General features: G+C 63.4%; 15 protein-coding genes. 2 read left to right on the forward strand and 13 right to left on the reverse strand.

Annotation, left to right across the window (positions count from 1 at the left end; genetic code table 11):
- The first annotated feature begins 66 nt into the window (after positions 1–66).
- Entirely contained in the window at positions 67–1,311 is a 1,245-nt protein-coding gene (gene hemA / locus G4G27_RS18360; RefSeq protein ID WP_183109973.1) for a 5-aminolevulinate synthase, read from the forward strand.
- A 2-nt stretch (positions 1,312–1,313) separates the two neighbouring features.
- Positions 1,314–1,736, forward strand: coding sequence for a DUF695 domain-containing protein (locus tag G4G27_RS18365; protein ID WP_183109974.1), 423 nt, complete (start codon positions 1,314–1,316; stop codon positions 1,734–1,736).
- 10 nt (positions 1,737–1,746) lie between these two features.
- Here the strand turns inward: G4G27_RS18365 and G4G27_RS18370 are convergent, their stop codons facing one another.
- The 13 genes from G4G27_RS18370 to G4G27_RS24230 form a co-directional block, all read right to left on the reverse strand.
- Positions 1,747–2,652, reverse strand: a complete 906-nt coding sequence (locus tag G4G27_RS18370; RefSeq protein WP_183109975.1) for a flagellar motor protein MotB — start codon at positions 2,650–2,652, stop codon at positions 1,747–1,749.
- A 1-nt stretch (position 2,653) separates the two neighbouring features.
- Positions 2,654–3,517, reverse strand: a complete 864-nt coding sequence (gene motA, locus G4G27_RS18375) for a flagellar motor stator protein MotA (protein ID WP_183109976.1) — start codon at positions 3,515–3,517, stop codon at positions 2,654–2,656.
- A gap of 103 nt (positions 3,518–3,620) precedes the next feature.
- On the reverse strand, positions 3,621–4,529 hold the full coding sequence (gene flgL / locus G4G27_RS18380) for a flagellar hook-associated protein FlgL (RefSeq protein WP_183109977.1): 909 nt from the start codon (positions 4,527–4,529) through the stop codon (positions 3,621–3,623).
- 8 nt (positions 4,530–4,537) lie between these two features.
- Complete coding sequence (gene flgK, locus G4G27_RS18385) at positions 4,538–5,884, reverse strand: flagellar hook-associated protein FlgK (protein ID WP_183109978.1); 1,347 nt, start codon at positions 5,882–5,884, stop codon at positions 4,538–4,540.
- A complete protein-coding gene (locus G4G27_RS18390; RefSeq protein WP_183109979.1) occupies positions 5,881–6,234 on the reverse strand; it encodes a rod-binding protein in 354 nt (117 codons plus the stop codon). Before G4G27_RS18390 ends, flgK begins: the two co-directional genes overlap by 4 nt.
- 8 nt (positions 6,235–6,242) lie before the next feature.
- The gene (locus tag G4G27_RS18395) at positions 6,243–7,337 is read right to left on the reverse strand and encodes a flagellar basal body P-ring protein FlgI (protein ID WP_183109980.1); all 1,095 of its coding nucleotides are present in this window, start codon (positions 7,335–7,337) and stop codon (positions 6,243–6,245) included.
- Between the two features lie 14 nt (positions 7,338–7,351).
- The gene (locus tag G4G27_RS18400; protein ID WP_244624412.1) at positions 7,352–8,038 is read right to left on the reverse strand and encodes a flagellar basal body L-ring protein FlgH; all 687 of its coding nucleotides are present in this window, start codon (positions 8,036–8,038) and stop codon (positions 7,352–7,354) included.
- Between the two features lie 11 nt (positions 8,039–8,049).
- Entirely contained in the window at positions 8,050–8,838 is a 789-nt protein-coding gene (gene flgG, locus G4G27_RS18405) for a flagellar basal-body rod protein FlgG (RefSeq protein ID WP_183109982.1), read from the reverse strand.
- A gap of 13 nt (positions 8,839–8,851) precedes the next feature.
- Complete coding sequence (locus G4G27_RS18410; RefSeq protein ID WP_183109983.1) at positions 8,852–9,595, reverse strand: flagellar basal body rod protein FlgF; 744 nt, start codon at positions 9,593–9,595, stop codon at positions 8,852–8,854.
- A gap of 24 nt (positions 9,596–9,619) precedes the next feature.
- Positions 9,620–10,867, reverse strand: a complete 1,248-nt coding sequence (locus tag G4G27_RS18415) for a flagellar hook protein FlgE (RefSeq protein ID WP_183109984.1) — start codon at positions 10,865–10,867, stop codon at positions 9,620–9,622.
- Between the two features lie 24 nt (positions 10,868–10,891).
- Positions 10,892–11,569 carry a flagellar hook capping FlgD N-terminal domain-containing protein gene (locus tag G4G27_RS18420; protein WP_345940652.1) on the reverse strand — a complete coding sequence of 226 codons (678 nt, stop codon included), beginning with the start codon at positions 11,567–11,569 and terminating at the stop codon, positions 10,892–10,894.
- Between the two features lie 2 nt (positions 11,570–11,571).
- Positions 11,572–11,982, reverse strand: coding sequence for a flagellar basal body rod protein FlgC (gene flgC, locus G4G27_RS18425; RefSeq protein WP_183109985.1), 411 nt, complete (start codon positions 11,980–11,982; stop codon positions 11,572–11,574).
- A gap of 3 nt (positions 11,983–11,985) precedes the next feature.
- Positions 11,986–12,279 carry a flagellar basal body protein gene (locus G4G27_RS24230; RefSeq protein ID WP_244624730.1) on the reverse strand — a complete coding sequence of 98 codons (294 nt, stop codon included), beginning with the start codon at positions 12,277–12,279 and terminating at the stop codon, positions 11,986–11,988.
- Positions 12,280–12,407 lie beyond the last annotated feature (128 nt).

Genomic DNA, 12,407 nt, shown 5'->3' on the forward strand with positions numbered 1-12,407 from the left:
CAATCCGATCACGCTGATCGTTGAAAGTCGCTGGAATTCCGCACCGGAGCGCGCTAGGGCGCGCTTATGGAAGCGGACGGAAAGTCGCTGCGGGGAGTCGACTACTCGCGCATCTTCACCCAGGCGATCGATCGCCTGCACGTCGAAGGACGCTATCGCGTCTTCATCGACATCCTGCGCAACAAGGGCGCGTTTCCCAACGCACGCTGCTTTGCCGGCCATAACGGGCCGAAGCCGATCACCGTGTGGTGTTCGAACGACTATCTCGCCATGGGCCAGCATCCGGATGTGATCGCGGCGATGGAAGAGGCGCTGCACGATGTCGGCGCCGGGTCGGGCGGCACACGCAATATCGGCGGCAACACGCATTATCATGTCGACCTGGAAGGCGAACTCGCCGACCTGCACGGCAAAGAAGGCGCGTTGCTGTTCACCTCGGGCTATGTCTCGAACGAAGCGACGCTGGCGACGCTGGCGAAGATCCTGCCCGGATGCATCATCTTTTCCGACGAGATGAACCATGCCTCGATGATCGCAGGTATCCGCAATTCGGGCTGCGAGAAGCATGTCTTCCGCCATAACGATCTCGAGCATCTCGAGGAGTTGCTTGCCGCGGTCGATCCGGCCGCGCCGAAGCTGATCGCGTTCGAGAGCGTCTATTCGATGGAGGGCGATATCGCCCCGATCGCCGCGATCTGCGACCTGGCCGACAAATACAGCGCGCTGACCTATCTCGACGAAGTCCATGCGGTCGGCATGTACGGCGCGCGCGGCGGCGGCATTTCGGAGCGTGACGGCGTTGCCGATCGACTGACGATTATCGAAGGCACGCTGGGCAAGGCGTTCGGGGTGATGGGCGGTTACATCACCGCCGACCAGACGATCATCGATGTGATTCGCAGCTATGCGCCGGGTTTCATCTTTACCACCAGCCTGTCGCCGGTGCTGGTTTCCGGCGCTCTGGCCAGCGTGCGCCATCTGAAGGCATCGAGCGTCGAGCGCGAGGGCCAGCAGGCCGCTGCGACGATGCTCAAGACGATGTTCGCCGAGGCCGGCTTGCCGGTGATGAATTCGACCACGCACATTGTGCCGCTGATGGTCGGCGACCCGATCAAGGCGAAGAAGATCAGCGATATCCTGCTCGCCGAATACGGCGTCTATGTTCAGCCGATCAATTATCCGACCGTGCCGCGCGGCACCGAGCGGCTTCGCTTCACGCCCGGCCCGGCACATGACGAGATCATGATGCGCGAGCTGACTGGCGCGCTGGTCGAGATCTGGAGCCGGCTGGAGTTGCGCAAGGCGGCCTGATCATGCCGACACGCAATGCAGACGATTGGGTGATCGCCACGGGCATGGCCGGCGGCAAACGCACCATCATCCGTGCCCTGTCCGAGATACCAGCGGCATTGGATCGCGGCGACCGCACGATCCTGATTCTGATCACCTGGACCTATGACGATACCGCAACGGGTATGCCGGATGTGACAACGCTCGATACGATCGAGGATTTCGAAGCGGCGATCTTCGCGTCGATCGATCAGGATGATTGGGCGACCGAGGCGGCAGCGATCACCGGCAATGGCGCCAAGCAATGGCGGTTCTACTGCGCCGACGAGAATGATTTCGTCACGCGCTTCAGTGCGGCGCTCGATGGCCATCCGGTCTATCCGATCGAGCTGGAGGCGATCGCCGATCCGGAATGGCAGGCGCTGCGCGAACTGCACCCCGCCTGAGCGCGGAAGCCTATTCCCCGAAGCTGCCGGCGCGATAGAGCAGGGTGATCGCCACGCGCCGGTTGCGTGGGTCCATCGCGTTGGCAACGATCATCGGCTCGCGGTCGGCCACGCCCTCGATCCGGTTGAAGCGGTTTTCGGCTATGCCGCCGGACGCCAGCCGCCGGCGTGTCGCTTCGGCGCGGCTCGACGAGAGCATCCAGTTGTTCATCGCCAGCGGGTCGCCATAAGGCAAGCTGTCGGTATGGCCGCGGATCATGATCGGGTTTTCCATCGACCCGATCGATTCGGCGATCAGCCCGATCAGCTTCGACGCCTCGGGTTCGAGCGCGGTCGTGCCGAGCGAGAACATCGAATAATCGGCATCGTCGAGCAGGTCGATACGCATGCCGTCACGCGTGCGCATGAAGCGGACATGCTTGCCGAGCTTGGACAGTTTCGGGCTGGCGGCCATTTCCTGCATGACGCGCTTGCGCATCGTCTCGAAATTCTTCTGATCCTCGAGGCCAAGCGCCATCTTGTTCTTCATCGAACCCTTTTGCCCGGTGCCGACCCGCGTCCCGCCAGTCGCCTCGACCGGCACGGTCATTGACCGCGTGCCTGTCTGCTGCGCTTTGTGCGGGTAATTGTCCTTGTCAGTGATCGACGAGCCGCCGAACATGCCGTTCGAGCCGGCACTATTCTGTTTGAGCTCGATCAAGGTCGGCGCGAAATAATCGGCCAAGGCCTTGCGCTGCTTCTCGGTGGTCGCACCGAGCAGCCACATGAGCAGGAAGAACGCCATCATCGCGGTCACGAAATCGGCATAGGCGACTTTCCACGCGCCGCCATGATGACCACCATGACCCTCGATATAGATCTTCTTGTAGATGATCTTGGGCGGCTGGTTCGAGCCGTGCGGCGCGCGGGCAGCCATTTTAGCGCCCTCTCAGGCCGTCAAATACTTCAGCGAAGCCTGGCTGGTTCGAATGCGCGATGCCCGAGCGCGCCGCTTCGATGACCAGCGGCTGCGGGTGACCGTGCAGCGACGCGATGATGATCTGCTTGACGACATGATAGATCGCGCCGTCGGCATCGATCACCTGCTGAAGCCGGTTGGCGAGCGGCGAGACGATGCCATAAGCAAGCAGCACGCCCATGAAGGTACCGACCAGCGCCGAGCCGATCATCGCGCCGAGAATCGCCGGCGGCTTGTCGATCGAGCCCATCGTCTTGACCACGCCGAGCACGGCAGCGACGATACCCAGAGCGGGCAGGGCATCGGCCAGCGTCGCGAGCGTTCCCTGCGGTCCCTGCACTTCGTGGTGATGGGTCTTGATCATGTTATCCATGACTTCCTCGACCGCATGCACGTCGAGCGTGCCCGATGACACCACGACCAGGCGCAGCGTGTCGGCGATCAGATTGACCAATGTATGATCAGCGAGCAGGCGGGGATATTCGGCGAAGATCGCCGATGACTTCGGATCCTCGACATGCGGTTCGAGCGCGATCGGCCCTTCCGTGCGGAGCATCTTCATCAGTTTCGACACCAGGAAGATGGTGTCGAGATAATCCTGTTTCTTGTATTTCGGGCCCTTGAAGATCTTGCTGAAGCTGCTGCCCAGCGCTTTCAATTCCTTGCCCGAATTGCCGATGATCAGCGCGCCGACCGCGGCGCCGCCGATGATGAGCATTTCGTGCGGGATCGCCTCCATAACCGGGCCGAGTGCCCCGCCGGTGATCGCGAAGCCGCCGAAGATCATCACCAGAAGGACGACGAGGCCGATTACCGGAAACATGTGTGTGAAACTTCCCCCAAGGATCGGCTCATGCAGCCCGAACCGGGCCGTCGCGATCAATGGTTAACCGGACTTCGTAGCCAACTGGTTAACCAGAGCGTGATCAGCTCAGATAATTGAACAGTGAGAGCGAGCTGAGCTTGGTGAAGCTCGCCTGAGTCGCCGACAGGACGGTCATCGTCTTCTGCAATTCGGTAATCGCGGCGGTGATGTCGGTATCCTCGATCCCCTGGCGAGTGATCTCACGTGTCGTACCGACATCCTTGAGCCGCTGCGCCTCCAGATCCATCCGTGCGCCGCGTGCACCGACCGAGCCGCGCGCCTGGGTGACCTGCGCCAGTGCCGCCTTCAAACCGTCGCCCGCCGCGGTATTCGCAGTCGGGCTGCCGCCCGCGTCGAGCGAATCGGCAAAGCTGCTGAGCAGCGCGAACATATCGGTCGTGCCGCCAGCCGTTTCGATTCCGCCGAACAGGCGCGCCGCGCTATCGGTCGCCTGCACCGAATTACCATCGCCGATCGGAATCGCCGAGGGTTCGCCGGTGCCGACGAAACTGACCGTACCGTCGCTCGCGACTGATACCGCGCTGTCGCCGCTCGATGCGCCGAACAGCGGCTGGCCGCGCAGATCCTTGCTGTTGGCCACGCCGACAATGTCGTCGAGAATCGCACGGACCTGCCCCGCGAGCACCTTGCGGTTGTCGTCGGACAGCGTCGCGCCGCCGGCCTGAATGACCAGCTCCTGCGCACGCTGAAGCTGTGTTTCGACCGACGAGAGCGCACTGTCCGACTGCTCGAGCAAGCTCTGCGCGAGACCGACATTGGATGCATAGGCGGTATCGTTCGCCGCGCCGATCTTGAGCGCGGCGAGCTGGCGATAACCGACCGCATCGTCGGACGGTGCCTGCAGCTTCTTTTCGGTCGAGATCTCCGTCTGCAACCGGTCGGCCTTTTGCGACAGCTTGGCCATCAGGCTGGTCGACCGGTCATAGAGTTGGCTGGTGCTGATCTGCATGGCTGAACTCACTGAATGCTGAGGATCGATTGCAGCGTCTCGCGCGCAACCTGGATGACACGGGCCGATGCCTGATAGGCCTGCTGGAAGCGCAGCAGGTCGACCGCCTCGCTGTCGATATTGACGCCCGACACGGCGTCGCGTGCGGCGACCGCGCCGTCGCGGATCGAGGATTGCGCCTCGGCCACGGTGCGGCGACCGGCCAAAGTCGCGGCGTTGCTCGCGACCAATGCAGTGGTCTTGCCTTCGAAGCCGCCCGAATTGCGCACCGCTTCGAGCGCGGCGAGATTGCTGTTGTCGCGCGTGCCGCCCCCAACCGACGCGGCGGCGATGCCGCGCGGATCGGTCAGCGACACGCTGATCTCAGTCGGCTGCACGCCGACGCTGAACAGCGCCGCGCCGGCATTGCCGTCGAGGTCGCGCCCGCCAGCCTGGACGGTGTTGACGCCCGCAACGAACTGGGTAGCGATCGCGTCGACCTGTTCGCGCGCATCGGCGATACGCTGCGCGCCGTCGGCGATGCCGGCAAGCACCCCACCCTGTGGCGAGATGGCGACCGTGACGCCATTGCTCTGCAGTGTGAAAGAAGCCGTGCCCTCTTCGTTGCGGGCATAGCTGACATGACCGGATTGATTGCCGGCGACAAACACCGGACCGCTCGCACCACCGAGCCGCACGGTCGCGCGGCCGGTCGTATCGATCGTTGCAGAGACGTCGCTGATTGCGCTCATCTGTTCGAGCAACTGGTCGCGCTGGTCGGCAAGCTGCGCCGCATTGGCGGTGCCGGGCGAAGCACGGCCGAGGCCATCATTGACCTTGGCCAGTGCCGCGCCGAGCTGATCGAGGCTCTTCACAGCATTGTCGGCGGTCGCATCGAGATCGGCAGCAATCGAATCGAGCGCCCGGCCGGTACCGGCAAAGGCGTTGGCGACCGACGTCGCGGATTCGAGCATGGCGACGCGCGGCGTGGTCGCCGACGGATCGGCGGCGACGGTCTTGGCCGAATTGAAAAAGCCGGTCAGCCGATCGGACAACTGGTTGCCGGTCAGCGCGTTCTCGATCCGGTCGAGCCAGGTGATGCCGGTTTCGGTGCGCGACAGATCGGCGCTGGCCGAACGGACATCGGCGGCGCGGAACATATCGGCGGAGCGGTTTACGCCCGAGATCATTACGCCGCCGCCATTGGAGACGTCGCGCTGGAACACGCTGCCACCGGCCGCGCTGATCTCGTTCATCGTCGATGTGCGGCGCGCGTAACCGGGCGTCGCGGCATTGGCGATATTGTCGGAAACGGTGGTCAACGCGCTTTGATACGCGCGCACCCCGCTGGCGCCGATGCCGAGCAGGTCGCTCATGGCGTCGTCGCTCCGCTAGTCGCCGCCTTTTGCGCGGCGGCGGTCTTTTCGGCATCGGCTTGCGATTTGGCGAGGAAATCGACCATCGCCTTGCCGATACCGAGCGGCGCGCTGTCGGCCATCGACTGTGCGATCTTCTGGTCCTGCATGTCGCGGAACGTGTCGAGTCCCTTGCTCTCGAACAATTCACTGGCGAGGTGCGCCTGGCGCATCGATTTCAGCATCATGCCGGTGAACACCGCCTCGAATTGCTTGCCCGCCTTTTCAAGATTGCCGCGCGACGACAGCCGGCTCGTGTCGAGCGAGATGCCGCTGGTCGGAGCCACAGGGGTGGGAAGGGAGCTGCTCACGGGGGCGCTCACAGCACGATCAATTCGGCTTTGAGCGCGCCCGCTTCCTTGAGCGCTTCGAGAATCGCGACCAGATCGGCCGGCGACGCGCCGATCGCGTTGACCGCCTTGACCACATCGGCGAGTTTCGGGCCGGGCTCGATCAGGAACATCGGACGACGCTCCTCCTCGACCGCGACGCCGCTCTTCTGTTCCTTGGCGGTCTGGCCCTGGCTGAACGGCTCGGGCTGAACGACGCGCTCCTGTTCGTCGATGCGTACGGTGAGCTTGCCGTGCGTAACGGCGGCGCGACCGACGCGGACCGCGGAATTGATCACCACGGTGCCGGTGCGAGCGTTGACGATCACCTTTGCCGAAGGTTCGGCCGAGACGACATCGAGATTTTCGATCGTGCTCATCAGCGTCGCGCGGATATCGCCGCCGACTGGCGCGCGGACCGATACCGACACGGCGTCGATCGCCTGGGCGGAACCCATGCCGAGCCGGCCGTTAATCGCGGCCGCGACGTTCTGCGCGGTGGTGAAATCGGCACGCTGCAGGTTGAAGGTCAGATAGGGTGCATTCTCGAAGCCGGTTTGCACCGCGCGCTCGACCGTCGCCCCCTCCGGGATACGGCCGGCCGAGGGCACGTTGACGACGATGCTCGAGCCATCCTTGCCTTCGGCACCAAGGCCGCCGACTGCGAGGTTGCCCTGCGCCATCGCGTAGATCTGACCATCCGCGCCGAGCATCGGCGTCAGGATCAGGCTGCCGCCACGCAAGGACTTGGCCTTGCCGATCGAGGCGACGGTGATGTCGAGGCGCTGGCCGGGCTTGGCGAAAGCGGGCAGATCGGCGGTGATCAGCACGACCGCCGCGTTCTTCATGCCCGGATTGGCGTTGGGCGGCAGCTGCAGGCCGAAGCGCGACGCGACCGCCTTCAACGACTGCACGGTATATTCGAGATTGTCGTCGCCCGTGCCCGGCAGCCCGACCACGATGCCATAACCCGTCAGCTGGTTCGAACGAATACCCTGAAAACCGCCCAGATCCTTAATCCGGTCGGCATTTGCGGGCGTCGCGACCAGCAGGGCGGCGAACGCAGCGATAAGGATGCGGAGCATGACGGGCGCTTTCATCAGAACGGGCTGATCACGGAGAAGAAGCGGCTGAACCAGCCCTGGCGACTGGCGCGGGCGACGTCGCCCTTGCCGGTATAAGCGATCTGGGCGTCGGCGACGCGGGTCGAGGGGACGCGGTTATAGGCGTCGATATCGGCCATGCGCACGATGCCGCGGATCTGGACGAATTCGTCGCCGCGGTTGAGCGTGACGCGCTTTTGCCCCTTCACCAGCATGGTGCCGTTGGGGAAAACCTCGGCCACTGTGACGCTGACTTCGCCCGACAAGGTGTTGGACTGGTCAGCGCTGCCGGTACCGGTGAAATTGCGCTTGCCGCTGATCGTCGCATCGGTCTGATTAAACAGGTTGAGCGCGCCGGTGGTCGGCGGGGTCAGGCTCGCGCCGCCGCCCGAATCGAGTTTCGAACTGGCGGACTTGGAAGCGATCGTACGCTCGACCAGCACGATGGTCAGCGGATCGCCGACGCGGCGCGCGCGCCAACCCTCGTAAAGCGCGGCATAGCCGTCCGACGCCTGGAAGATCGATCCGTTCGCGGGCGCCGCCACGGCCGGAGGCGGTGCCGGCATCGTCGCGGAGAAATCGACCGGGGGCTGTTTTTTGCCGAACAAGCGCGCGTCGGCGGTCGACGGCACACAGGTTGCGGCGACGAGCGCGGCCGCAGAAATGAGGGAAAGTCTGGTCATGGCGTTAACCATCACAGATTTTGGTTAACATATTTCAACATGTCGTCGGTCGCGGAGATCATTTTCGAATTGACCTCATACGCACGCTGCGTTTCGATCATGTCGACCAGTTCCTCGACGACATTGACGTTCGACGCTTCGAGCATGCCCTGGCGGATATTGCCGCGTCCATCGAGCCCGGCGACGCCGAGATTCACGGCGCCACTCGCGGCGGTTTCGGTGAGATAGTTGTCACCCTGTGCAAGCAGGCCCGCCCCGTTGGGGAAGGTCGCGATCTGAATCTGACCGAGTTCACTCGCCTCGGTCTGGCCAGTGATGGTCGCCGATACCGTGCCGTCCGTGCCGACGGTGATCGAGGTGGCGCCTTCGGGAACGGTGATGCCGGGCATCACCTGATAGCCTTCGGAAGTGACCATCATGCCCTCGGGCGAGCGCGAGAAATTGCCCGCCCGGGTATAACCGAGCGTGCCGCCGGGCATCTGGACCTGAAAATATCCGTCGCCGTCGAGCGCCAGATCAAGCGCATTGCCCGTGGTCTGCATCGCACCCTGGGTGTCGATCCGTGCCGTGCCCTGGATGCGCACGCCGGTGCCGAGATTGAGGCCGACGGCATATTTGGTTTCGGACGTGCTCGCCGTGCCCGGCGTGGTCACGGTCTGATAGGCGAGCGTTTCGAACGCCGCGCGGTCACGCTTGTATCCGGTGGTATTCACGTTCGCGAGGTTGTTCGAGATCACGCGCATCCGCATGTCCTGGGCGTCGAGCCCGGTGCGGGCGATGTGCATGGCTGCGCTGGTCATGTCTTTGGATTCCTTATGAAGGCATCCGCATCAGCGATGCGGCGCTTGCGTCCATGTCCTTGGCTTCCTTCATCAGGTTGGCCTGGACCTCATAGGCGCGCTGGTTCTCGATCATATCGACCAGCGCCTGAGTCATGTTGACGTTCGATCCCTCAAGGGCACCGGACGTCAGCTTTCCCTCCATATCCTCGGGCAGCACACCACCGCCCTTCACATGGAGGAGATTATCGAGACCCTTGACGGTCACCGACCCCTTGGTGCTGACCAGCTTGAGCTTGTCGATCACCTGCGGATTGTTGGCATCGCCGCCGATCGGCACGATCGAGATGGTGCCGTCCGAGGCGATCGTCATCGATTGATAGGGCGGCATGGTGATCGGGCCGCCCGACCCCATCACCGGAAAGCCGTCGCCGGTTTCGAGCAAGCCGGTCGGCGCGACCTGAAGATCGCCGCGCCGCGTATAGGCTTCGCTGCCGTCAGGCGACTGGACGGTCAGCCAGGATTCGCCGTTGACGGCGATGTCGAGCGGCCGGCCGGTCTGCATCACCGTGCCGGCGCGCCGATCGGCATCGACCACCGATTCGGACGCCGTGGTGCGGGTTTCGAAGCCCGAACCCTTGACCGACAGCCGGTCGAACACCACGCGATCGGAGCGGAATCCGATCGTCGAGGCGTTCGCGATGTTGTTCGCGATCGACGCCTGCGACGCCATATGCGCCTTGAGGCCCGAAGCCGCGGTATAGACCAGCTTGTCCATTCAGGGTTCCTTGTCCGCCTAAGATCAATTGCGGATGTTGAAGATCGTCTGCGAGATCTGGTTGGCGGTATCGAGCGCCTTGGCATTCGCCTGGAAATTGCGCTGTGCCGCGATCAGGCCGACCAGTTCTTCGGTGACATCGACATTCGATCCTTCGATCGTGCCCGACATCATCGAGCCGTAGCCGCTGTCATTCGCGGCGCCGAGCTTGGCCTGGCCGGAGATGCCACTGGCCGACCAATAGCTGTTGCCGTTCTGGCGCAGGCCAGCCGGATTGTCGAAATTGGCGAGTGCGACCTTGCCGAGCGCGACCGTATCGCCGTTCGAAAAGCTGGCCGAGACAAGACCGGATTCGTCGACCGTGACGCCCGACAATTCGCCGACCGTCGCGCCGTCCTGGGTGCGGCCCTCGACCATGAAGGCGCTTGCCTTTTGCGTGGTGCCGGCAAGATCGAAGGTGAGCGACTGCGCTGCGCCACCCGTGCTGGGTGTGAACGGATCATAGCTGATCGGCGTGGTCGGTGCGGTCATCGTGCCGGATGCGTCGAAGGTGACAGTCGCGGGCGTCGCCGATCCGCCGACCGTCAGCGGCTGGCTGCCGACATAGCTGTGGACCGACCAGCTGGTTTCCGATTCACGCACATAATAGCTGGTCATCGTCATCGCCTTGCCTGCCGAGTCGTAGATCGTCGTCGCGGTCGAGTTATTGTAGGTCGATGCGTTGAGCGGATCGAACGTGCCGGTCGGCACCTGCGCGCTCGAATAAAGGTTCACGTCGAGCGTGACCTTCGACGTCGCGACGGGCGTGCCGCTCGTTTCGGGCAGGCGCAGATTGATCAGGCCGTCGCTGCCGGTGGCCGTGACATTGCCGTCGGCATCGACCGGATAGACCTGCAGTGCGCTGTTCTGGGCATCGACGACGTTATGAGTCGCAGGATCGACCTTGAAGCTGCCGTTGCGAGTATAGGCGACCGCGGAATTGATACCGTTGGTCTTGACCGCGAAGAAGCCGTCGCCGCTGATCGCGAGATCGAGCGACGAACCGGTCGTCTTCAGATTGCCTTCCGTGAACAACTGGCGGTTGCCCTTAACGACCGTGCCCGAACCAACCATCTTGGTCGGGTCGGTGCTCAGGTTCGATGCGATCACATCGGCAAAGTCGGTGCGACTGCGCTTGAAGCCGTTGGTCGCGACATTGGCGAGGTTGTGCGAGATGGTCGACATCTCGGTCTGCGCCGCCTGCAGGCCGCTGAGCGAAGTGTAGAAGGACATGGAATTTGCTCCTGTTGAAGTCGATCAGCCGATCTGGCGAACGGCGGTGATGGGAACCTGGCCGATGCCGGGCAATGTGAGGACGGGTGTGCCCGAGGCGGGCATCGAGACTGCGGCGACCGGCGCCCACACGAGCGTACGGCTGGTCACGGCGCTATTGTTCTGAGCGGCGGTGACGACGACCTTGAACGGGCCGTTACCGGCGTCCGCACCGGCGTCCGTCTTGCCGTCCCAGTCGAATTCGACGGTGCCCTTGCTCTGCGGGCCAAGCTGCATGTTCTTGAGCACCTGGCCGTCGGCGGATTGGATCGAGATATTTACCTGGGTCGCGTCACCATCGAGTTCGATCGCGCCGGCGATCCCGCCGGCGGTGCGACCGAAAGCGACATTGCCTTCGGTCAGGACAGTGCGGCCGACATAGGCGAGCGCATCGCTCTGGCTGGTACCGGCGAGCTTGTCGGAGATCGCCTTGAGCGTCGAGTTCATCTCGCTGATGCCTGCGACCGACGAGAATTGCGCCATCTGGGCGACCATCTGCGTGTTGTCGACCGGTGCGAACGGGTCCTGGTTCTTGAGCTGCGCGGTCATCAGCTTGAGGAAATCGCTCTGCCCGAGCTGACCCGACGCCGATGGCGACGGCGTCGGCGTACTGGTCGTGCGATTGATGCCGAGATTATTCAGCGTGGTATCGAAACTGCTCATGATCAGCGGCCCAGCTTGAGGGTATCGAGGATCAGCGACTTTGCCGTCTGCATCACCTCGACATTGTTTTGATAACCGCGCGCCGTCTCCATCATGTCGACCAGCTCGCGGGTTTCATCGACCGCGCTTTCCCAGACATTGCCGTCCTTGTCGGCCATCGGGTGCGACGGATCGTAGCGTTTGGTGGGGGCTTCCCCGGCATTGACGATGCTCTCGACATTGACCGTGGCGAGGCCCGTCGCCTTGTCATATTCGGTGCGGAACACCGGCTTGATCGTGCGATAGGCGCCGGCCTCACTCGACGCGACCGACCCGGCATTGGCCAGGTTCGACGCGGTGGTGTTCATCCGCGTGAGCTGCGCCGACATCGCCTTGCCGGCGACCTGGAAAATGGTGAGCGGGTTATCGGACATGACTTATTCTCCCCTCAGCGCGCGCGTGATCGTGCTGATGCGTCCGTTCAGGAACGAGAGTGTCGTCTGATACTGGATCGCGTTTTCGGCGAAGGCGGTCTGCTCGGTCGACAGCTCGACGGTGTTGCCGTCGAGCGATGGCGACATCGGATTGCGATAGCGGACCGCGTCGCTCATCCCGTTGGCGGAGAGTCCCCCCGGACCCTCCGCCGCCTGGAGCGCAACCTGGAAGTCCAGATCCTTCGCCTTGAAACCCGGCGTGGAGGCGTTTGCGATGTTCGAGGCGAGCAGCCCCATGCGTTGCGAACGCACCTGGAGCGCTGCTCCATGAACCCCGAAAAGATTGTTCTCGTCCACCGTATCGGTCTCCGCACCTTGTTGTGCGCGGAAAGCTAAGCAATGGCCGTGCCAACCGGCCGCCAACG

The organism is Sphingomonas sp. So64.6b (assembly GCF_014171475.1).
In the GTDB taxonomy this organism is placed as follows: Bacteria; Pseudomonadota; Alphaproteobacteria; order Sphingomonadales; family Sphingomonadaceae; genus Sphingomonas; species Sphingomonas alpina_A.

What these genes read in the sequence shown, in the direction of transcription:
- flgL (WP_183109977.1), bottom strand. Translation starts at nt 4,529, where the DNA reads ATGCAGATCAGCACCAGCCAACTCTATGACCGGTCGACCAGCCTGATG.
- G4G27_RS18400 (WP_244624412.1), bottom strand. Translation starts at nt 8,038, where the DNA reads ATGACCAGACTTTCCCTCATTTCTGCGGCCGCGCTCGTCGCCGCAACC.
- G4G27_RS24230 (WP_244624730.1), bottom strand. Translation starts at nt 12,279, where the DNA reads ATGGGGCTGCTCGCCTCGAACATCGCAAACGCCTCCACGCCGGGTTTC.
- G4G27_RS18415 (WP_183109984.1), bottom strand. Translation starts at nt 10,867, where the DNA reads ATGTCCTTCTACACTTCGCTCAGCGGCCTGCAGGCGGCGCAGACCGAG.
- G4G27_RS18410 (WP_183109983.1), bottom strand. Translation starts at nt 9,595, where the DNA reads ATGGACAAGCTGGTCTATACCGCGGCTTCGGGCCTCAAGGCGCATATG.
- flgC (WP_183109985.1), bottom strand. Translation starts at nt 11,982, where the DNA reads ATGTCCGATAACCCGCTCACCATTTTCCAGGTCGCCGGCAAGGCGATG.
- G4G27_RS18370 (WP_183109975.1), bottom strand. Translation starts at nt 2,652, where the DNA reads ATGGCTGCCCGCGCGCCGCACGGCTCGAACCAGCCGCCCAAGATCATC.
- flgG (WP_183109982.1), bottom strand. Translation starts at nt 8,838, where the DNA reads ATGACCAGCGCAGCCATGCACATCGCCCGCACCGGGCTCGACGCCCAG.
- flgK (WP_183109978.1), bottom strand. Translation starts at nt 5,884, where the DNA reads ATGAGCGACCTGCTCGGCATCGGCGCCAGCGGGGTGCGCGCGTATCAA.
- motA (WP_183109976.1), bottom strand. Translation starts at nt 3,517, where the DNA reads ATGTTTCCGGTAATCGGCCTCGTCGTCCTTCTGGTGATGATCTTCGGC.
- G4G27_RS18420 (WP_345940652.1), bottom strand. Translation starts at nt 11,569, where the DNA reads ATGAGCAGTTTCGATACCACGCTGAATAATCTCGGCATCAATCGCACG.
- G4G27_RS18395 (WP_183109980.1), bottom strand. Translation starts at nt 7,337, where the DNA reads ATGCTCCGCATCCTTATCGCTGCGTTCGCCGCCCTGCTGGTCGCGACG.
- G4G27_RS18365 (WP_183109974.1), top strand. Translation starts at nt 1,314, where the DNA reads ATGCCGACACGCAATGCAGACGATTGGGTGATCGCCACGGGCATGGCC.
- hemA (WP_183109973.1), top strand. Translation starts at nt 67, where the DNA reads ATGGAAGCGGACGGAAAGTCGCTGCGGGGAGTCGACTACTCGCGCATC.